We start from the raw sequence: 20,200 nt of genomic DNA, 5'->3' as shown, positions 1-20,200 counted from the left end.
AGCCGCTCTAACTAGCCTGTAAAAGTTGTTAATTTGTATCAAAAATAACAAGGATAAAAATTGAGGTATGACAATGATGTTGAATAATTTGGAAAACGACTCAATATTCACGCCAGAACAAGTTTTAGAAAACCGGGGTCGTGTCGCCATATTTATTGATGGCTCAAATCTATTTTATGCGGCGCTGCAACTAGGGATTGAAATTGACTACACGAAACTCTTGTGTCGCTTAACTGGGGGATCGAGACTGCTGCGAGCTTTCTTCTACACAGGGGTAGACCGGACAAACGAGAAGCAACAAGGGTTTTTACTGTGGATGCGTCGCAATGGCTATCGAGTCATTGCTAAAGATTTAGTCCAGCTACCTGATGGTTCAAAAAAAGCCAACCTGGATGTAGAAATAGCAGTTGACATGATGGCGTTGGTTGATTCTTATGATACCGCAGTTTTAGTTAGCGGTGATGGGGATTTAGCATATGCAGTCAATTCAGTGAGTTATCGTGGGGTTCGGGTGGAGGTGGTAAGTTTGCGTTCCATGACTAGTGATAGCTTAATTAATGTCAGCGATCGCTATATTGATTTAGAAGCCATTAAAGAAGATATCCAAAAAACCCCTCGTCAAAGCTATCCATATCGGCCCTTATCCAGTATGGGTTTTTTAGATGACCCTAGAGACAGTGATGGACGCTTAGAAATTCAAGAATAATGAAGCATCTTTTTAATAAGAGGGAAAGGGATAAAGAGAGGGAGAAAAGGAGAAAGGGAGAGGGGGGGACAAAAATTCAAAATTCCTTCACTTCCTACTCCCCCACTCCTCCACTCCCCCCCTCCTTTTTTCTTTTGGCTGTGATGTTTTTGTTGATAACTGGCTTAGTTGCTTGTGAGGGAAAATCCCCTACATCTTCTAAATCAAACACTTCGGCTTCATCTAACCAAGACAGCGATTTGACTTTCTTTGATGTGACTTTAGAGCAGGCGGATGAGGTAGGAAGACCGATTTGGAAAGTCAAAGCTAAAAGGGCAAAATACACTAAAGAAAAACAAATTGGTCAAGCTGAAAGTCCTTATGGTGAACTTTACCAAGATGGCAAAGTAGTTTACCAAGTTAGGGCAGAAGTTGCAGACATTGAACAAGATGGGAAACAGCTGTTTCTCAAAGGTAAAATAGTGGCAACAGATCCTCGCAATGGCATGGTTTTGCGAGGTAATGAATTAGAATGGCGTCCTAAAGAAGATTTGTTAATTGTTCGCAACCAGTTAAACGGTACTCATAAACAATTACAAGCAGTGGCGCAGGAAGCGCGAGTTAAAACCCGCGAACAGCGCATGGAATTTTCTGGAGGAGTAGTTGCAAATTCCGCTGATCCCCAATTGCAAATGCGAACTGAGCATTTGATTTGGCAAATTAAAGAGGAAAAATTAATCGGCGATCGCCCTGTACAAATTGACCGTTATAAAAATAATCAAATTACCGACCGTGGCAGGGGAAATTCTGCCGAAGTTAACTTAAAAACAAAAGTTGCTATTGTTAAACAAAATGCCCAGCTAGATTTACTAGATCCGCCAACGCAAATAGCTAGTAACTCTATGTCTTGGAATATGCAAACAGAAATTGTTACTACAAATGCGCCTGTACGTGTATTCCACCGTGCCGAAAATCTTACGGTGACTGCCAATCAGGGAGAAATGAGAATCCCCCAAAAAACGGTTTATTTAACAGGTAATGTTAATGCAATTGGGCAACGTCGCCAAGCTTTGAAATCTAATAAACTGACTTGGTATCTAGATAATAAGTTAGTTGAAGCCCAAGGAAATGTAGTTTATCGGCAAGCTGATCCCCCAGTAAATTTTACGGGTGAAACAGCTGTTGGTAATCTGCAAACAGAAAATATTGTTGTCAAAGGTGGCAGTTCTGGCAGTAGGGTAGTAACGGAAATTATTCCCCAAGAAAAAGTTAAGGGTCAATAGTTATTGGGGATTGGGTACTAGGGATTGGGGATTGGGCATGATTATTTAGTCATATTCACTTAATTAACCAATGACAAATGACCAATGACAAATAACTAACTTCTGTACAAAATTTCATTACGATTAGCTGTACCTAATTGGGGTACTGAGTTAATGGCTGAGTGGGGAGTAAGATCAGCAGGAACAGATGAGGCTACTTGCAACTGTTGTACAAGACTTTGCAGTAATTTGTCTTGTCCACTACGGAAGCCGGATACATTTGTACCCCGGTTGATAATCGCAAACCAGACCAAACCGCGATCGCGTGTGGGCATAACTCCAGCTAAAGCACTAACATCACGAAGAGTACCAGTTTTAATTACAGTAGCAGCAGGGATGTGTCTAGCGTGTAGTGTTCCTCGGTGATCGAACCCAGACATGGGAAATAAGTCAGCCAATGTCAACTGATGGTTAGCTGCTTCTCGTTGAATAGCCATGAACATTGCACAAACAGCTCTGGGGGAAATGCGATTTTCTGGCCCTAATCCAGAACCATTTATTAGCTGAATTTCTGTTTGTGGGACTCTTGCAAGGTTGGCAGCTGTTGATTGCACTACAGTTGCGCCTCCCACTGAGTCTGCCAGCATCTGTGCCATGTCATTATTACTGAAAACATTCATTTCCTTGATCAGTTGCTGCAAGGGTAAAGAATGGTGACGCAGCAGCAAAGTTTGTTGAGGGTTTGGCTGGGCTGCAAATTTGATAGTACCGGCAATTACGACTTGAGGCTTGGGTGTGCCTTTGGGCATAATCGAGTAGATGTAATTAGCGGGGCGAGTCCAAGTCTTGTAATTCAGCGATTGCTTGAGCATTTGACCCGCAAGTAAAGGATGACGTTGAAAATTCATGGCAAAATTGCCAGTAATTACTAAATTTCCCTTTACTTGCTTAATACCCATCTTGTTAAGGGTATTACCAAGAGCGATCGCTTCTTCCCAAACAAACAAAGGATCGCCACCGCCATTCATTACCAAATCGCCCTGTAAAACCCCATTTACCACTGGCCCTGTAGCACTTACCAACGTCTCAAATTGGTGGTCTGGCCCCCATGTTTTTAAAGCAACAAGTGAAGTAGCAATTTTGGTCAAAGAGGCAGCAGGTAGAGGTGTTGTACCTTGATGATTGGCCATCAGCATGGGCCCAGACTGCATCCAAATTCCCTGACTCTGCGTTAGGTTCTGTGCTACCAGTTTCGATGTTATTAGCCACTTTAAATATGCCTGTACTGTAGTAGCCCCAGTTGGATTGGGATCAGGGGCTAGAACCAGACTAGGGCTACTTTGCCAAGCCAGTGCATTTAAAGCATCCAATGGCTTGATTTGTACACCAGCCATTTCTAGCCAAAGCGACATCAAACCTGAACCCAATAGTTCCAGCATACTTTATACCTCTCTTCGGATGTGCTTAGTTGTTTCCTGTGCTAATATACAAGCTTTTTCATGAGAATCAGCATTGAGTCATGAAAACTCGTGGATTTTTCGTCTACTAGTAGCGGAGATAACATTGTTTCGTTACACTTCTACCAGACAAAGTTGCTGATTAATTATGACTCTAGATATAAGAAAATAGAAAATCTTTGACTAAGACAATGCTATAAATTATTTTTTACTTGAAAATCTAGCATTGGTCGCAGAGGAAGAGAAACTTTCGTTTGTTATTGTGTCTAAATGTACGTGGTAATCCGTTAAAAAATTTCTGGCTAGAAATGAATCGTAAATATCCCAGGAATAGAGAGCAGGAATCTTTGAACCATCTGATATTTTTGTTATAGGTCAAAACTGATTCTATACTTAGGAGCGAGACAACTAGAGAGAATCAACTAATAATAGCTAGGCAGAATAATAATTTTTTAACATATACAAGTTTTTCCAGTAATTTCACTATAAAAACTCCGCGAGAACAGAGCATTTATAAAGTAAATATTAAGGTTATAGTATTGCAAAATAGCAAATACTATGGTGCAGGTATCTTACCTGCTTAAAAGGTAAAGGCAAGACACTTATCCCAGGAAAAAATATAATCTACCATTTCAGCTACGCGGCGCTATTATTTAATATTATGTTTATAAATAGCTTCTTAAGCTTAGTAAACAAGGTGCGATCGCTAAGCATTAAACTTTAGCCTAATTGCAATTTTCTGCCCCTGATGTGGCTTATTTTTTGTCAAAACAATTTTTTTCAGGAGAATAAAAATAAAGGGTGGAGTTTGCCACCCTCAATGCCTATTTTCTTTCTGGATGTGCCGCATCTTCTGGTGAAGGATTACCCATCTGGTTAATAGCCGCAATCATCTGATACAAGCGTCCTAAATCGCGCTGATTGAAGTATAAAACTAGACGAGGTAGTTCCATTGTTTCGTCTTGCGCTTCTTGAGGCAATGCTTGACTTTTTTCAATCCGTCCTTTCACAAGAATCTGATTGAACTCAGCATTTAGTTGGTCTACAAGCGCATCTGATACATCTGTCTTCAGCCGAATGACTAACTTCTCGCCCACATAACGACAGGAGTGATAAACCTGATAAAAACGGGTAATGGCATCGCAGGCGACATCTAGGTTGTCAGTTACTGTATAAAGACTAGGGTCTTCGGGACTCACAAGACCATTTTGCACTAGTTGCTTATCAATATATTCGCTCCAAGACTGCCAGTAATCACCACCAGGGCGGTCAATTAAAACTAGAGGTACGGGCCCGAATTTACCAGTTTGGCTCAATGTCATGCATTCAAAAGCTTCGTCTTGAGTACCAAAGCCACCAGGAAACAAAGCGACAGCATCACTTTCTTTGAGCAGAAATAGCTTACGGGTAAAGAAATACTTAAAGTGAATTAGCTTAGGATCACCTTCAATAATCGGGTTAGCTTGCTGTTCAAATGGTAACTGAATGTTTAAGCCAAAAGAATTTTCTCGTCCAGCACCTTCGTGACCTGCCTGCATAATGCCGCCACCACCGCCTGTCATTACCATGAATCCCAGTTGAGAAACAGCGCGACCAAACTCAAGCGCCATCTGATATTCTGGTGTGTCTGGCGCTAGGCGAGCAGAACCAAAAATAGTGACTTTACGAACGTGTCGGTAAGCATAAAAAAGCTGGAAACCCTTTTCCATATCTGCTAAAGCGGCCGACAATATCTTCCAATCAAGACGCTCAATTTCACTATCGGCCAAACGAAGTATTGTATCAAGTACTTGCTTGATAAACTGCCGATTTTTTAACGTTGGTAAACGCTCGATTAAATCAGCGATATCGGCTTGAAGATACTCTAATGTGTCAAACGACGCAGATGAGGTCATGAGAACTGCCGCAACAATGGCACTATATTTTAACTAAATTTAGTTGTACTTTATCAGCCGTTTGGCGTAGTCAATAGTTCTTAATCGATAGTTTAACTACTGACTAATTTATGACAAGAAAAAGCACCTTTAGTCGATAATTAACCAAGGCGCTGGCGACAAATGCAGTCGTCAACCTGTGCTTATTCAGAGTGGAATATCTGGCGTGAGCTTCTATTTTCAATAAACGTAAAAGTTTTATGGAGACGCAAATTTAGCGCCTCTCAAACTTGGTTACAAATATTAACCTAACGCTAGAACAGGTGGACAACTCAAGAGAATGTTATTGCCGATTGAATTTTAAAGATACTTTTCCAAAGTAGTAGCTAATGTAGTTTTAGGCACAGCACCGACTACCATATCCACTTTCTGCCCGCCTTTAAAAATCATTAATGTGGGAATGCTACGGATACCGTATTGACTGGCAACCTGAGGATTCTCATCTGTGTTGAGCTTCACAACCTTTAGTTGACCTTCGTACTGAGAAGCGATTTCATCGACAACAGGAGCTACCATCCTGCAAGGGCCGCACCAAGGAGCCCAAAAATCAACTAAAACAGGTACATTGCTGTCGAGTACTTCTTGCTTAAAAGTAGAGTCTGTGACTTGTTCGGTTACTGACATGCCTAAAACCTTCGCCAATTAATTTATGTGAGCTTCGTGAAAATTCTACCATAGCAAAAACAGTTGCTTAGGAGTAGAGGATGTACATTTGCAAAGAAGCTCTAGAATTTATTTATAAACATAAGGAACCGCCCGAACAGTAGTCCGGGCGGAGTGTGGTGTGAGGAGTGAACGGAAACATGCGTCTCCGCTTTCTCTATTGTAGGCGACATATGTGATTTTTCCAGTAAATTGTTTAGAGGGCTGGAAAAATTTCTTTAGGATTTTGAAGTTGGGCATTGGCATTATCTGTTATTTTTGACCATTCCCTATTCCTCATCCCCTATGCCATATTCCCTATCTCTTTTATTTACCCATACCCAGTTGTTGAGCTTTCTGGTAAACTTTTCCTTCGGTTAGTAGAGAAGGGGCGATAACAACTTCCACTTGTTGCATTTCTTTAATATTTTTGGCTCCCAAAGTACCCATACTTGTCTTTAAGGCTCCTAAAAGATTATGGGTGCCATCATCTAGACCTGCTGGGCCAATGAGTATTTGTTCTAGGCTACCAGTGGTAGCAACGCGAATGCGGGTTCCACGGGGCAAGACTGGGCTAGGAGTAGCCATACCCCAGTGATAACCTCTTCCTGGCGCTTCAGCGGCTCTAGCAAAGGGGGAACCAATCATTACCCCATCAGCACCGCAGGCGATGCATTTGCAAATGTCGCCGCCAGTGATTAAGCCGCCATCAGCAATCACAGGGATATAGTTACCAGTTTCCCTATAATAATCATCTCGTGCAGCTGCACAGTCGGCGATCGCAGTCGCCTGTGGAACACCCACACCCAAAACGCCACGGGAGGTACAAGCTGCGCCTGGCCCAATTCCCACTAGTACCCCAGCCGCCCCAGCTTTCAACAAATTTAAAGTTACTTCGTAAGTTACGCAATTCCCCAACACCACGGGGATGGGCATAGAACGGCAAAATTCAGCCAAATCTAGTGGTACTAAAGACTCTGGCGACAGATGTGCAGTAGAAACTACGGTAGCTTGGACAAAAAATAAGTCAGCCCCAGCTTTTGCCACCACCTCACCATACTTACTTGCACCTGCTGGGGTAGCACTTACTGCTGCAATGCCACCTTGTTGTTTAATTTCCTGAACACGTTGTTCAATTAATTCTGGCTTAATGGGTTCGGCATAGAGTTCTTGCATCAGGGCAACAAATTCATCTTTTCCCACAGAGGCAATCCGATCTAAAATCGGCTCTGGATCAGCATAGCGAGTTTGGATACCCTCTAAGTTGAGGACTCCTAATGCTCCTAACTGCGACAAACGCACAGCCATGCGAACATCGACTACGCCATCCATTGCACTGGCAATTATCGGGATTTCTCGCTCAATATTGCCAATACGCCATTTAGTATCCGCTAAACTGGGGTCTAGTGTTCTGTTACCAGGGGCTAGAGCAATTTCATCTATTCCGTAAGCTCTACGAGCTGTTTTTCCCCGCCCAAGTTGAATTTCCACGCTTTAAATATTCTCAAATCTGTTTAAGCTAGGGTATCAAATTGTGGAAGGAATTGGGGTACTTTTTTCGGAACTAGAAAGGAAATAGAGTACTAATCTGAGAAGAAAATCAAGAAAAACTGTTAATTACTTTTGATGTTGTCTTTACTGAAGGTTGATATTCGGCTATTTTTTGGAAAATTCTAGTTTAATGTGTCAGTTATTACTTAGTTAATGCGATCATTATTCGCGTTAGTTATCCTCATTTACGGGGGTCAAATCAAGTCAAGACAACCAATTAAAATGAGGATTTACTGTTTATTTGTTGGCTCATTGATACCAGTGTATCCAGTTGTAACCCAAAGTATAGCTCTAGCTCCATCACGGATAGATTTTGTAATTGGCTCAGATGATGTTTCTGAAGGAACTGGCACTGGTTTTAACTCAATACCCCGACTACCTAAGATAATCTCGCCGATGACACAAGCCCGACGCATATGAAAATCTGAAGTAATCAAATAAACGCTCTTGATTCCACGAGCTTGTAACTCGTCCACCAACGTAGTAAAATTAGTAACTGTATCAACCGCTTCATAATCCAAGTGTAAACGTTTAGAATCAATGCCTGCCTTAGCAAACACTCGTTGGGTAAATTTAGGTGGGCTACCTCCAGTAATCCAAATTGGTATATTTGGGTACTTACGGGCAAATTCTGCTGTAAACTTTTCTCGCTCTAAACGTTTCGTTGAACCACCTAATACTAAGACTGCTTGCGGCTGGGTGTATTGGCTTTGGACTTCTTTGTATCCCAGCCACATGAATAGCGGTAGGGCGAAAGCCATAAACCCAATAGATTTACCTGTAAAGAATAGCTTATTCAAGGCTCGATAAGTTAGTTCACTAAGTCAATATTTTTCTTTAACCAAAAGAAAAATAATTATTGCAAAACCCCAACAAGCCTACCAAAAGACTAATTTTGGTGACTATTTTGTTTAAACGCGCTTAACCGTGCTTTAAACTCTGCTCTAACTGATGGATTATCCTAACCTGTATGAGAGAATTCATCAAAGGGTTGGAGCTATTCTATATATTTAATTGTCTGGAGACGACGGGACTGGTGCGGTTCGAACGCACGGCCTAGCGCTTAGGAGGCGCTCGCTCTATCCAGCTGAGCTACAGCCCCAACTACGAAGCATATACAATGATAGCAGTAGTTTTAGCGAGACTGCCAAGAATTATCCCAAGAACCGCCGCCTGTTTCTAATCCACAAAGAAAACTTTGTGCTTTCAGGATTGTTTTAGATTTTCCCCCACTGAGTTCTCGCAATTCTAAATTTAGCTTTCCTTGCATTGTGTCTCGGCAACAGAATTTTAAACCCTCTGCTGTCGGCGCACGTAGAGATGTCCCAGGTAGATGCGTGGTTCCTGTCAACTCGACTTCGTACTGTAAGTTACGAGCTAACATTTGCCATCTACCCCAGGGCTGAATTTCCCATTCTACTTGTGAGTTCCAGGGAACGAATTCATAAAACTTACCTTGATAATGCAAGCCAATCATTGCTACAGATTCCATCCACCACAGCACCCCACGTCGTCCACCACCTGCGGTTAATGCCAAGTCGGGTTCGCCCTCGAAGGAATTACAATTTATCCAAAACCATTTTTGCGGAAAAGCACCGCCCCAATTTTTCTCGCCGTAGGCTGGTGCGTTGGTAAATTCGTAGATTTTGCCATTCCAGTCAATCCAACCACTAGCTGAGCCGTGAGCTAGCAAAATTTGCCATCCAGGTTCAAAAATCTGTAAAAATGATAGCCAGCCGGCGGTTGATTGCTGAATACTATTTTTATCGCCCCAAAAGTATACTGGTTGAATTTCGTACTGCCAACGGCAATAATTACCAGTAGCGCGATCGCGAATTACTCCTTGATTTAAGGTGGCTGTAGCTTGATAGCCTTCTTGGATATGATGCTCAAATTCTGCTGGTAAAAGATATAGGGGTGCAACTTGTAAGTCTGTCTTACCCCAATGTCCCAAAGCTAGAGTATCCTTACTACCCCAAAATTTGTTGACATCAGGAAAAGTCCGCCATAAATACTCATCATCGGGGCCGAGGATTTGAGCTGCACCACCACTGTGAGGTTTACCACCGATGGGGTCTTCTATAGAGTACATGAAAGCAAATGTTTGCCCAATTTCAGGCAAAGTGACGCGATAATACCAACCTTCAAAAAAGCGGCGGCTACTACCATCCCAGTGGTAACCAGAATGGGGTGTTTGGGTTAACTGAAGAAGATTTAAGGGAATAGTTAACATAGATTTACATAGTTGCCGATTTTTTTGTATGCGCGATGGTCTTGATATCAATCATGCTTATGAAATTCTGGGGTTGGAACCTGGTGCATCGCAAGCACAGGTGAAGCAAGCTTACCGTAAGCTAGTGAAAATTTGGCATCCCGATCGCTTTTCTAACCAAAAGCAAAAACAGGAAGCAGAAGAAGAAATTAAAAAAATCAACGCAGCTTACAATAAGCTCAAGTCTGAACGAATATCCGAGATTCCAACTCCTGAAAATTCATCTTCGCGCACAAATTCCCCAAAAATATCTGTCAATCGCTGGAATTGGGAAACTTTTTATAACTCTGGAATGGATAATGCTACTCAAGGTAGATATGAGGAAGCGATCGCAGATTTTACTCATGCAATTCGTCTCAATCCTAACTATATTGAGGCATATAAATATCGTGGGTTAGTTTGCTCTCAACTGGGATATGAGCATAGGGCAACCTCTGATTTAAACAAAGCTGCACAGTTAGAACTAGAGTTAAAAAATCCAGGTGCTGCACGTACATCATCACCACCCAGACGTGCCTCAAAGTCTAAACCTTTGGCACAGAGGTTGTGTCAAAAAATTAAAAGGTTGCTGCGGCTAAATCGCCGTTAAATTATCAGATGCGAGGATTTTAACGTAACTACGAATTATTAAAGTTATATATTACTAGTGACTGGTAATACCAAGTAAGTTGTATTGGTTGCTGATTTCAGTCCCGATGGCAAAACCCTTGTCAGTGGCAGTCGAGACATGACAATCAAGATTTGGCGCTGTTAGTAAAAATTTTAAGAAAAATTACTGAATTATTGCGATAAATTAATGCTGTTCAAGTTTGGTGAAGAGGTAGCCTAGCTGAACAAACAGAGTGCTAGATTAAGAACAAGGTACAAACAGGTTAAAAGTTAAGTTAAAACTTTGAAGTTAGAGCCTGTGCCTCCTGCTCTAAGTTCTCGCGATCGCTCTTAGGTTGTGGCATCCATTAAATGTGTTTTCGCCCTAAGTTCACCGAGTTGTTTTGGAGGTTTTAGAACGCACAGCCAGAAAATGCCTGCCTAGTTGGAATATAAGGATGTGCAATTCTGAGTAGACCGATTGCGAACACTGTCCACCTTAGCTGAGTTAGTTACTTCTTCTCCAATCTTCTTGAATATTGCATCGTTAAGAAACCGCCCTAAGCTGCTGATATCTATCCATCGTAGCTTTAGGCGGTTTCTGTCATGAGATGATCAAAAGCCACTTGTCATCAATTATTTTTCTTTATCCCCCAATGCCCCATACCCCACTTTCAAATTAACGTAATTACAGTAACTTCTGGTGGACAAAATAAGCGCCCTGGGCGATATGTTCCTAACCCACGATTTACATATAATTGATTTTTTCCCACCTGATGAAATCCCTGCGCCCACTCCCAATATTGCACTACTTTTGAGGAACAATCTCCTAGTGAAAGTAGCAGCCAGCGTCGTAGTTTTTTAGGAATTTGTTTGATTAGTTTTTTATAATGAATTACCAGAGGCCCAAGTCCTGGAATGACGATGTGGCCTCCGTGAGTATGACCAGATAATTGCAAATCTACACGCCACTGTTGCAATATCTTGGCTGTATCTGGATTGTGGGATAAAACAATACGGGGTGTATTTGGATCTAGTTGATTCATAACTGGTGCTGGTTGGAATTCTCGTGACCAATAATCAGCTAATCCTACCAACGGCAATTCTTTTCCCAGTGGATAGGCAATTTCATTCCAAAGCACATGAACGCCAATGCTAGTCAGCGCGGCTGTAATTTCTGCCTTCGAGTGGCTGTAATGTATATCATGGTTACCAAGTACGGCATAGATACCATTGCTACTTTGCAGATGTTTGAGTCGTAGTACGAGTTGATTAATAGGCGTGGGGTCATCAGTTACGTAGTCACCAGTTAATAAGATTAAGTCCGGTTCAGCTTCGTTAGTCAGTGCGATCGCTTGTTCTAACATTTCTTCCGACAATCGCAAACCGTCGTAATGAAAATCTGATAACTGTACTAACTTTTTACCTTGTAAAGATGCGGGGAGTTCTGCAATCTTAACCGTTATTTTATCTACTCTTAAATGTCCCGTAAACAACCAGTGCATAGGTAACTGACACTCCTCATACTAGCGCTTACAGCTTACCAAAAATTAAAATGGATCTTGATGATTATTTGCAATATTTTCTTTCATAAAATCTCAATTACATTACTAAATTGGTTGAAATTCTAACGTCACATTACTCAGTTTGTAGAGTGATTACAGTAACTTCTGGACGGCAAAATAACCGTCCTGGGAGATAGGTTCCTAAACCACGATTGACATATAGCTGATTTTTGCCTAGCTGATGTAAACCCTGCGCCCACTCCCAATGGCGTACTACAGAATAATTTCTTCGCAAAAATGGTACACGACGGCGTATTTTTACAGGTATTTTTCGTACTAGCTTCCTGTAATAAACTACGGCTGGGCCAATTCCGGGAATGATGATTTGTCCACCGTGAGTATGACCAGATAATTGCAAATCGACTCGCCATGATTGCAATATCTCCGCAGTATCTGGATTGTGGGATAAAACAATACAAGGTTTTGTCTGGTTTAACTGATTCATTACTGATGCAGGATTGAATTCCTGTGAGTAATTATCTGCTAATCCTACCAGTGGTAATTCTTTTCCCAATGGATAAGCTATATCATTCCAAAGAACTTGAACTCCAATGCCAGTTAGGGCTGCGGTAACTTCGGCTTTTGAGTCTTTGTAACGTATATCGTGGTTGCCAAGAATAGCATAAATGCCAGCGCGACTGTGTAGATGTTTGAGCCGTAATACCAGTTGATGAATTGGTGCTGTGCTAGTTGTCACGTAGTCACCAGTCAAGAGAACTAAATCTGGTTTTACTTGATTACTAACTGCGATCGCTTTTTCTAACATTTCTTCTGACAACCGCAAACCGTCGTAGTGGAAATCTGACATCTGCACCAGCTTCTTACCTTGTAGTGATGCAGGCAACCCCGCAATCTTAACCGTCAATTTCTCTATACTTAACGGCCCAGATAATAACCAGTGCATAAAGCGTTAGATAGCCTTCAATATTAGCGCTTATAGCTTAACTAAAAATCATCCCTTTGCGCGTAGCGATGAAAGCAAATTCTTAGAAATTTCATGAAACCTAGGGATTGCCGCGTATTTATACTTAGTTAATTCTGACGTTGAGTGTGCGATCGCTTTCGTGATTTTTCTATAATTACAAGTGCGATAAGCAGCAAAATTTGAGACTGTTGTGGAATTTTTAAGTTTTTCTTTTATGTGACGATATTTTTAATGAAGAGAAACTTTGAAAAGCGATCACTCCCACATGATAAATAGCGTAATCTGAATCAGTGCTAAAACTTAAGGCGATCGCAACAACTTTTTTATAGCCAATTTTATCTATAAGTTATGGAAGTCAAAAGTCAAAAAGTAAAATATTTTTTATAATTACTATTGACTTTAGACTTCTTTGTATCAGGTTTATTCTAAACAAATTAAATGGCTTAAGCAGCAGTAGTAAAAAACTGCTGTAAGTTCTGTGGGTGAAAAAATTTGAGATACTGAGGTGCAATTTCTAGAGTCAGCAATTCCAACATTAAATGGTTCTCAATCCAAAATTCTATCACCTCAAACTGCCCCCGGTTACAACGTAATACGCGCCATCCTTCACTAGCAGCAATTTGCTCAATTTGTTCTTGGTTAACAGGCACGCTCAAGGCAGCATGGACTGCATTGAATTGGCTATAAACGGGATTTTTACTGAATTGAACTTGGTCACCACTATTACCAGGAACTAATTCAGTACCCAATGGATAAACTTCAATTAAAGTGCCTTGTTCATCAAGAGCAACTGCTACATAGCTTCCAGGATGAGATGGAAACGGAGCAGTGCGTCCGCCTAAGATTTTAGCTAACACTTCAGCTACGTGGCGGGGATTATTAGCTGGAATAGAAATATGGTGAAGCATAGATTTTACCTCAAAAGCGTATACAAGTTATGCTTTTTAAACCTGTAATTGATAGTTTATCTCAACTTTCTTTTTTATTATTTTTCCACAAAAAATATTTACTTTTTAATCAGCTTTTAATAAGCTTATTTTTTATTTTTAAAATAAATCTAGAATTTACATCTGCCATTAGTTGTGTTTTTATTTTTATCTTAGGCAGTATTAAAGTTTAAAGCGTTTTACTATAGCTTGTTAAGCAATTTGGCTATCTGCTAATTTTGGAGCGATCGCTATATTTAATCTATGCTAAATTACTATTTAACTTAAACTTAAAATCTGAAAATAGTTTAGAGACTTCAGCACTTTAATTATTACCAATTTCCTACTTGCTGTTGAAGTTCTACCAAATCTAAGTAATCTTGAGCAAAAGCTTTTCTTAAAAGTTGATGGGGAATAAATTTATCATACTTATTAATTTCTGATGCTTCGGAAGAACTAATTAAATCTTCGGCTGCAATTCTTTGCTTACATAATGAAGCAATTTCCGCGTAAATATTTTTAAATTTATTATTATCTAATTTGATTATCAAATAGTACGGATTAACTCCACCAATACTTCTGATTTCCAAAGATTCTCGACAGTAAGAATTAAGCAACCTTTCTAAAGTGCGATAAGCAACCGTACCTATCCAGGGGAAAATACAGCATTTCCCTTTTTCTAATTGAAGAATATTTTGCTTATTTAATTCAGCATTTCGCGCAATTTGACGAACTGTCTGTAGCCTTTGTAGAGCATTTTTTTGTAAATAGCTATACTCTACATCTTCAAACAAAACCTGCCGCATTCGTTGCAAAACTCTTGTATGAATGCTCCCACCACTCCCTCGCCAATAAATACTAGCTTTACCCTCAGCTTGTTTCACAGAAATCGTCTTTTTTTGAAAGTCAATTTCTGTAACTTCCCATGTTCTACCGGCTAAAGCAAATTGATTGCCAACAGGAAGTGGCGTAACTATACTACCAATTGCTGTTGCATTTTGCTTAACAATATATTCTTGCTGCTCAGCAAAAACGGCATAAAACTGAAATTTTCTGGCTACCTTTTCTCCTGCCAAACCTAAAATTAATTTGCGTTGTTCAGTTAACTGGATATGGTCAATGTCAATTAAATAGCGTAATAATATTTTGAAATCTTCTTGAGAAATAGCAGCAAATGGTGGCAGACTAAAAATTTCTTTAGCTAAGACATTCGGCGAAAGTTCACCAATCGCTGCTAAAATACTCATTGTCTGATGATAAAGCAAGCTCAAAGGATATTTAATCGGCTTTATTGGTTCAATCCATTTCTCTTCTAAATAAAGTTGGATAATAGCAATACACTGTAAAAGCTGCCAAGGTATTTGCTCAGGTAGAGAAGCTTCTGATAATGGCTTCTCTTCAGTACAGATAAAGCGCATATCAGCGGCTTCACCTCTTCTACCGCTGCGTCCTAATCGCTGTAAAAAGCTTGCTACAGATAGGGGTGATTCTAACTGAATCACTCGCTCTAAATGACCAATATCTATACCTAATTCTAGAGTCAGAGTCGCGGCAGTAACAGCTGGATTATTAGGCTCACGCATTGCATTTTCAGCAGCTTGTCGCAGGCTAGCAGATATGCTTCCATGATGCACATGATATATATCCGGTAACCCTTCTTCTGTGGCAATTTGTCGTAAAGATGCAATTATAGATTCGGTTCGCGTGCGATTATTAGCAAAGATCAGGCATTTGCGAGACTTACTGAGGTTGAAAATATATTTTTCATAGTCTTCAACCTCTGATTCATCAACTTCATCAGTAATATAAAAGTGTTCTACAGCTAGTTTTATTTGGCGTTTTATCCCGTCAACTGTTGGAGTAATTACTTGTTTCTCAGTTCCCGATCGCAACCACTCTTCAGCCATTGAGTAATCCCCAAGAGTCGCTGATAAACCAATACGGCGGGGTTGTTTTTGGGTTAATTTTGCTAAACGTTGTAATTGGCAAATAATTTGACAACCGCGTTCTGAACCCATAAATGCATGAATTTCATCAATGATGACAAATCTTAAATCAGCGAATAAACGAAGTAGCTCATGATTTTTGTTAATTAACAAACTTTCTAAAGATTCTGGTGTAATTTGTAAAATGCCTTGAGGATTCTTCAAAAGCTTATCTTTTCGATTTTGAGAAACATCACCATGCCAATGCCAGACGGGAATATCTGCTTCTTTTAGTAAGTCGTTGAGACGCTCAAATTGGTCATTAATTAAAGCTTTGATGGGGCTAATATATAATGCACCGATTGTCGCAGCAGGGTTTTCATGTAACAGAGTTAAAACTGGCAAAAATGCCGCTTCGGTTTTACCCGCAGCAGTTGCAGCAGCAACTAGCAAATGAGCATCAGTGTCAAATATTACTTGACAAGCTGCAATTTGGACTGGTCGTAATTCAGTCCATTGATGATGATAAATATATTCTTGAATAAAAGGTGCGAGTCGTTTGAAGGCATCGCTCATCTTTTGTCATCGGTAATTAAAACGCAGTAAGTTAGGCGATCGCTTTATTTATCCAGCAGTCGGCATCTTTGAATATCTGGGTAGAGTAGGATCGATATAATCCCAAACACATCCGCTGTCTGTGTAAATGACCATTTGAGGCTGAAAAGCGCTTGTGTCGTCAAGACTTCCTGCCTTGACTACAAACACATCAGGTAGCGAGTCGAGGAGCGTGTATAGTGGCGAACCGCAGATTGGGCAAAAAGCACGCGTCTTTGTTTTACCACTATCTGGTTGAGAAGTGTAGTGAGTTGGGCTACCGGTTAATGTGACTGCGCTTTTAGGGAAAATCAGGATTGATGCGTGTCCACTTCCAGTTGCCTCTTGGCAGTCGCTGCACTGACAATGACCCATCTGTAGCGGTTCTGTTGCAATTTCATAACGAATTGCTCTGCAAGCACATCCACCTGTATAAGTCGTCATTTTGTTTTTCTTTTTCGACTCTTTTTATCTTTAACTAATACTCAAATAAAACACCCTTTTAACTTGCAGCTAACTGACCCCAACTTATATATGGTAGTTTCGCAGCCGTTGCCCGAACTTGGTCAGCATTAGCTACTAATTGACCGCAAGCATCCCAAGTGCCAGCAATGAAAGTGCTTCTAGTACCTTCACCAATTACAACTGGGGCGGTATAATCGGCGATTTGTACTTGCAAGGTTTCTAGATTTACGGTGACAGCGGCTTGAGGATTCGCAGCTACTAATTCTTGCAGTTGTTTGATTGTGGCTGCATCAGCTGTCAGACAAGGTATTCCCATTGCCACACAGTTACCAAAAAAGATTTCTGCAAAGCTTTCGCCTATTAGGGCTTGAATTCCCCATTTTGCGATCGCCTGCGGTGCGTGTTCCCGCGATGAACCACAACCAAAATTTCTATTGACTATTAAAATGTTTGCCCCTTGGTATTGTGGTTGATCAAAGGGATGTTGACCATTTAGTGCTTTGCGGTCATCAATAAACGCGCCTTCGCCTAACCCATCAAAGGTTATGGCTTTCAAATAACGGGCGGGAATAATGCGATCGGTATCTATATCATTTCCTACCAATGGTATAGCGCGTCCAGAAACTGTTTTAACTTCACTCACCATAAATTTGCTTACCTATCACTTCAATTATTGCCCCATGACGCCAGTTTCCTCAACAGGGGGAACCCCCGCACGGAACTGGCTCCCCAATGCCCATTACAGCAACTCGCGCACGTCCGAAACTTCACCTTTAATCGCAGCGGTAGCAACCATCGCCGGACTCATCAGCAATGTGCGACCAGAGGATGAACCCTGTCTTCCTTTAAAGTTGCGGTTGGAAGAGGAAGCACTGATTTGTCTTCCCTGTAACTTGTCTGGGTTCATCGCCAAACACATGGAACATCCTGGTTCGCGCCACTCAAATCCAGCTTCCTGAAAGATTTTGTCCAGTCCCTCAGCTTCCGCTTCTTGCTTCACCCGTTCGGAACCTGGGACAACAAAGGCTTTAATTCCCTCAGCTACTTTCCGACCTTTGGCAATTTTCGCGGCTTCCCGTAGGTCGCTAATTCTTCCATTAGTGCAGCTGCCAATAAAGCAGACATCAATTTTAGTACCTTTGATTGGTTGTCCAGGCAACAAATCCATGTAGCGGTAAGCTTCTTCGGCAATGAATCGGTCTTCTTCGAGCAGTTCTTCCGGCTTAGGTACGAACTGATTAATCCCAATGCCTTGACCAGGAGTAATTCCCCAAGTCACAGTCGGGGGAATATCAGCTGCGTCAAAGACCACTACATCATCGTACACAGCATCAACATCGCTCTTGATAGATTCCCACCAAGCCACAGCTTTATCCCAATCTGCATCTTTGGGGGCAAAGTCTCTACCTTTGAGATAATCGTAGGTAACTTGATCGGGATTGACGTAGCCGCATCTAGCACCGCCTTCGATCGCCATGTTGCAGACTGTCATCCGTTCTTCCATATTCATTTGGTCAAAGGTCGTACCTGCGTATTCATAGGCGTAACCTACGCCACCTTTGACACCAAGCGTACGGATGATATGCAAAATCACATCTTTGGCGAAAACACCGGGGTTGAGAGTACCGTTAACTTCAATTTTGCGGACTTTCAACTTAGATAGAGCAAGGGTTTGGGAAGCGAGAACATCCCGCACTTGGCTAGTACCGATACCAAATGCGATCGCCCCAAATGCACCATGACTAGAAGTGTGGCTATCTCCACAGGCGATCGTCAATCCTGGCTGGGTAAGTCCCAATTCTGGAGCGATGACATGAACTATACCCTGACTACCAGAACCGATATTATAAAAAGTTATGTTATTTTCCTTACAGTTCTGTTCAAGCGCTTGAATCATTTCCTCTGCCAGGGTATCGGCAAAGGGGCGTGCTTGATTTTCTGTCGGTACAATATGATCTACCGTAGCTACAGTCCGCTCAGGAAACAGGACTTTTAGACCTCTCTCGCGTAACATAGCAAAGGCTTGGGGACTGGTTACTTCATGAATTAGATGCAGCCCGATAAATAGTTGCGTCAGCCCTGAAGGAAGTGTACCAACGGTGTGTAAGTCCCAAACTTTGTCAAACAGGGTACCTTTGCTCATACGTCAATCGGTGTTTAAAGAGTCGGATCTCTGATGATATCAAAAAAAAGTACAGTAGTTGACGTGCGGTTAATACTCGTAAAAGCGTGAGAAACTGTATCTTGTTTCAGATTATGTGGTCTATTTAAGCAAATAGTCCAAAATACAGAGGTTACTTTTTTCTCAATAGTGGCTTAAGTTGAGAATATGCTCGAAAAGCTTTGACTCTAAGGATGACCAAGAGGATGTCATATTATGTCCACCTAATCATTTACGATATATCATTGCGAATGCAACGTAGGCGAACGAAGTAGTTTAGAGATTGCTATGAAAGCCTTACTTTCTTCAAGTCTTACAAAACTTAACGAGCTATTAACTCATAAATGAGTTAATAGCTCGCTGTTACACTTTAACAATTATGGGCAGTACCAGACTCGAACTGATGACATCCTGCTTGTAAGGCAGGCGCTCTACCAACTGAGCTAACCGCCCTTTTGACTAATCCTTAATTAATATAGCAAAAGATTTCGCGTTGCGCTAGTAGTTTTGGGAAAATCTTTTTTTCTCTTATACTGACTCAGTGAGAACTCTGAGCGGCGATGGATGCCGCTCAAAAGTTCGGTAACTCAGCAGTAGGACTCAGCACTCAGAATGCCCTCTGGTCGGACGCACGATCGCATTACTATGTATGCTCTGCCGTTCGTGGCGGGCATCACTTTCTGGCAGACTCGTAGTAGCAATGCGACTTTATTAGTTGCAGGCGGGTTTCTATTTGGAGGGCTAATGTTTGGCCCCGATTTAGATATTTACTCTGTGCAATTTCAACGCTGGGGTTTCTTACGTTGGATTTGGCTACCTTATCAAAAAAGTCTCCGACATCGTTCTTTTTTATCCCACGGGCCGATTATTGGGACGATCCTGCGGGTACTTTATCTCGGCTGCTTGCTTGCGATCTTGGCAATTTTCGTTTTGACAATTGTCGAAAAGCTGTGGAATCTGAGTTTTAGTTTGCAGGATTTGGGTGGAACTGTCGGGCGATCGCTTGTGCAATACGATACTGAATATATCGCCCTGTTTTTGGGTTTAGAACTCGGTGCGATGAGTCATTCTCTCAGCGATTGGGGCGGTTCGGCATACAAGCGCTTTAAAAAGCAGGGAATTCGGGGATTACTTCCTAGTAGCAAAACTAAGAAGCGTAAAATTACAACTCGCGGTAGTCTTAGAGCTACAGTTAGCAGAAAGAGCAAGGGGAAAACGACAAAGGATAAATGACAATACAAAAGTTGA

17 protein-coding genes and 2 tRNA genes are annotated in these 20,200 nt (G+C 41.3%); 4 read left to right on the top strand and 15 right to left on the bottom strand.

Going from position 1 to position 20,200, the window contains the following annotated elements; translation table 11 throughout:
* Positions 1 to 76: 76 nt before the first annotated feature.
* The gene (locus WKK05_RS31790) at positions 77 to 706 is read left to right on the top strand and encodes an NYN domain-containing protein (protein WP_341531244.1); all 630 of its coding nucleotides are present in this window, start codon (positions 77 to 79) and stop codon (positions 704 to 706) included.
* Complete coding sequence (gene lptC, locus WKK05_RS31785) at positions 706 to 1,968, top strand: LPS export ABC transporter periplasmic protein LptC (protein ID WP_341526979.1); 1,263 nt, start codon at positions 706 to 708, stop codon at positions 1,966 to 1,968. The genes WKK05_RS31790 and lptC overlap by 1 nt, the downstream gene beginning before the upstream one ends.
* Positions 1,969 to 2,063: 95 nt before the next feature.
* Here lptC and WKK05_RS31780 read toward each other — a convergent pair whose 3' ends face one another.
* The 7 genes from WKK05_RS31780 to WKK05_RS31750 all read right to left on the bottom strand — a co-directional run bounded on the left by WKK05_RS31780 (position 2,064) and on the right by WKK05_RS31750 (position 9,764).
* A complete protein-coding gene (locus WKK05_RS31780; protein WP_341526978.1) occupies positions 2,064 to 3,386 on the bottom strand; it encodes a D-alanyl-D-alanine carboxypeptidase in 1,323 nt (440 codons plus the stop codon).
* An 842-nt stretch (positions 3,387 to 4,228) separates the two neighbouring features.
* On the bottom strand, positions 4,229 to 5,299 hold the full coding sequence (locus WKK05_RS31775) for an LOG family protein (protein WP_341526977.1): 1,071 nt from the start codon (positions 5,297 to 5,299) through the stop codon (positions 4,229 to 4,231).
* A 339-nt stretch (positions 5,300 to 5,638) separates the two neighbouring features.
* Positions 5,639 to 5,962: a thioredoxin gene (gene trxA / locus WKK05_RS31770; protein WP_341526976.1), complete on the bottom strand. Its 324-nt coding sequence runs from the start codon at positions 5,960 to 5,962 to the stop codon at positions 5,639 to 5,641.
* 345 nt (positions 5,963 to 6,307) lie between these two features.
* The gene (locus WKK05_RS31765; RefSeq protein WP_341526975.1) at positions 6,308 to 7,471 is read right to left on the bottom strand and encodes a GuaB3 family IMP dehydrogenase-related protein; all 1,164 of its coding nucleotides are present in this window, start codon (positions 7,469 to 7,471) and stop codon (positions 6,308 to 6,310) included.
* A gap of 290 nt (positions 7,472 to 7,761) precedes the next feature.
* The gene (locus WKK05_RS31760; protein WP_341531243.1) at positions 7,762 to 8,292 is read right to left on the bottom strand and encodes a YdcF family protein; all 531 of its coding nucleotides are present in this window, start codon (positions 8,290 to 8,292) and stop codon (positions 7,762 to 7,764) included.
* Between the two features lie 267 nt (positions 8,293 to 8,559).
* A tRNA-Arg gene (locus WKK05_RS31755) sits at positions 8,560 to 8,633 on the bottom strand.
* A gap of 33 nt (positions 8,634 to 8,666) precedes the next feature.
* Positions 8,667 to 9,764 carry a tocopherol cyclase family protein gene (locus tag WKK05_RS31750; protein WP_341526974.1) on the bottom strand — a complete coding sequence of 366 codons (1,098 nt, stop codon included), beginning with the start codon at positions 9,762 to 9,764 and terminating at the stop codon, positions 8,667 to 8,669.
* Between the two features lie 28 nt (positions 9,765 to 9,792).
* Here WKK05_RS31750 and WKK05_RS31745 point away from each other — a divergent pair, with 28 nt between their 5' ends.
* Positions 9,793 to 10,392 carry a J domain-containing protein gene (locus WKK05_RS31745; protein WP_341526973.1) on the top strand — a complete coding sequence of 200 codons (600 nt, stop codon included), beginning with the start codon at positions 9,793 to 9,795 and terminating at the stop codon, positions 10,390 to 10,392.
* Positions 10,393 to 11,065: 673 nt separating this feature from the next.
* On the opposite strand, the gene WKK05_RS31740 is transcribed toward WKK05_RS31745, so the two are convergent.
* The 8 genes from WKK05_RS31740 to WKK05_RS31705 form a co-directional block, all read right to left on the bottom strand.
* On the bottom strand, positions 11,066 to 11,896 hold the full coding sequence (locus tag WKK05_RS31740; RefSeq protein ID WP_341526972.1) for a metallophosphoesterase: 831 nt from the start codon (positions 11,894 to 11,896) through the stop codon (positions 11,066 to 11,068).
* Positions 11,897 to 12,029: 133 nt separating this feature from the next.
* Positions 12,030 to 12,860, bottom strand: a complete 831-nt coding sequence (locus tag WKK05_RS31735) for a metallophosphoesterase (RefSeq protein WP_341526971.1) — start codon at positions 12,858 to 12,860, stop codon at positions 12,030 to 12,032.
* A gap of 464 nt (positions 12,861 to 13,324) precedes the next feature.
* The gene (locus tag WKK05_RS31730; protein WP_341526970.1) at positions 13,325 to 13,789 is read right to left on the bottom strand and encodes a hypothetical protein; all 465 of its coding nucleotides are present in this window, start codon (positions 13,787 to 13,789) and stop codon (positions 13,325 to 13,327) included.
* Between the two features lie 350 nt (positions 13,790 to 14,139).
* Positions 14,140 to 16,308 carry a DEAD/DEAH box helicase gene (locus tag WKK05_RS31725; protein ID WP_341526969.1) on the bottom strand — a complete coding sequence of 723 codons (2,169 nt, stop codon included), beginning with the start codon at positions 16,306 to 16,308 and terminating at the stop codon, positions 14,140 to 14,142.
* Between the two features lie 48 nt (positions 16,309 to 16,356).
* A complete protein-coding gene (locus WKK05_RS31720) occupies positions 16,357 to 16,770 on the bottom strand; it encodes a GFA family protein (protein WP_341526968.1) in 414 nt (137 codons plus the stop codon).
* A gap of 58 nt (positions 16,771 to 16,828) precedes the next feature.
* The gene (gene leuD / locus WKK05_RS31715; RefSeq protein WP_341526967.1) at positions 16,829 to 17,437 is read right to left on the bottom strand and encodes a 3-isopropylmalate dehydratase small subunit; all 609 of its coding nucleotides are present in this window, start codon (positions 17,435 to 17,437) and stop codon (positions 16,829 to 16,831) included.
* Between the two features lie 93 nt (positions 17,438 to 17,530).
* Positions 17,531 to 18,934 (bottom strand): 3-isopropylmalate dehydratase large subunit, encoded by a 1,404-nt coding sequence (leuC, locus tag WKK05_RS31710; protein WP_341526966.1) that lies wholly within the window; start codon positions 18,932 to 18,934, stop codon positions 17,531 to 17,533.
* A 398-nt stretch (positions 18,935 to 19,332) separates the two neighbouring features.
* A tRNA-Val gene (locus WKK05_RS31705) sits at positions 19,333 to 19,405 on the bottom strand.
* A 159-nt stretch (positions 19,406 to 19,564) separates the two neighbouring features.
* On the opposite strand from WKK05_RS31705, the gene WKK05_RS31700 reads away from it, so the two are divergent.
* Positions 19,565 to 20,185 carry a metal-binding protein gene (locus tag WKK05_RS31700; RefSeq protein WP_341526965.1) on the top strand — a complete coding sequence of 207 codons (621 nt, stop codon included), beginning with the start codon at positions 19,565 to 19,567 and terminating at the stop codon, positions 20,183 to 20,185.
* Positions 20,186 to 20,200: the final 15 nt, after the last annotated feature.

It is taken from the genome of Nostoc sp. UHCC 0302, assembly GCF_038096175.1.
Taxonomy (GTDB): Bacteria; Cyanobacteriota; Cyanobacteriia; order Cyanobacteriales; family Nostocaceae; genus UHCC-0302.
This window is presented reverse-complemented; position numbering and strand designations above follow the sequence as displayed.

What these genes read in the sequence shown, in the direction of transcription:
- WKK05_RS31790 (WP_341531244.1), top strand. Translation starts at nt 77, where the DNA reads ATGTTGAATAATTTGGAAAACGACTCAATATTCACGCCAGAACAAGTT.
- lptC (WP_341526979.1), top strand. Translation starts at nt 706, where the DNA reads ATGAAGCATCTTTTTAATAAGAGGGAAAGGGATAAAGAGAGGGAGAAA.
- WKK05_RS31780 (WP_341526978.1), bottom strand. Translation starts at nt 3,386, where the DNA reads ATGCTGGAACTATTGGGTTCAGGTTTGATGTCGCTTTGGCTAGAAATG.
- WKK05_RS31775 (WP_341526977.1), bottom strand. Translation starts at nt 5,299, where the DNA reads ATGACCTCATCTGCGTCGTTTGACACATTAGAGTATCTTCAAGCCGAT.
- trxA (WP_341526976.1), bottom strand. Translation starts at nt 5,962, where the DNA reads ATGTCAGTAACCGAACAAGTCACAGACTCTACTTTTAAGCAAGAAGTA.
- WKK05_RS31760 (WP_341531243.1), bottom strand. Translation starts at nt 8,292, where the DNA reads ATGGCTTTCGCCCTACCGCTATTCATGTGGCTGGGATACAAAGAAGTC.
- WKK05_RS31750 (WP_341526974.1), bottom strand. Translation starts at nt 9,764, where the DNA reads ATGTTAACTATTCCCTTAAATCTTCTTCAGTTAACCCAAACACCCCAT.
- WKK05_RS31745 (WP_341526973.1), top strand. Translation starts at nt 9,793, where the DNA reads ATGCGCGATGGTCTTGATATCAATCATGCTTATGAAATTCTGGGGTTG.
- WKK05_RS31740 (WP_341526972.1), bottom strand. Translation starts at nt 11,896, where the DNA reads ATGCACTGGTTGTTTACGGGACATTTAAGAGTAGATAAAATAACGGTT.
- WKK05_RS31735 (WP_341526971.1), bottom strand. Translation starts at nt 12,860, where the DNA reads ATGCACTGGTTATTATCTGGGCCGTTAAGTATAGAGAAATTGACGGTT.
- WKK05_RS31730 (WP_341526970.1), bottom strand. Translation starts at nt 13,789, where the DNA reads ATGCTTCACCATATTTCTATTCCAGCTAATAATCCCCGCCACGTAGCT.
- WKK05_RS31725 (WP_341526969.1), bottom strand. Translation starts at nt 16,308, where the DNA reads ATGAGCGATGCCTTCAAACGACTCGCACCTTTTATTCAAGAATATATT.
- WKK05_RS31720 (WP_341526968.1), bottom strand. Translation starts at nt 16,770, where the DNA reads ATGACGACTTATACAGGTGGATGTGCTTGCAGAGCAATTCGTTATGAA.
- leuD (WP_341526967.1), bottom strand. Translation starts at nt 17,437, where the DNA reads ATGGTGAGTGAAGTTAAAACAGTTTCTGGACGCGCTATACCATTGGTA.
- leuC (WP_341526966.1), bottom strand. Translation starts at nt 18,934, where the DNA reads ATGAGCAAAGGTACCCTGTTTGACAAAGTTTGGGACTTACACACCGTT.
- WKK05_RS31700 (WP_341526965.1), top strand. Translation starts at nt 19,565, where the DNA reads ATGCCCTCTGGTCGGACGCACGATCGCATTACTATGTATGCTCTGCCG.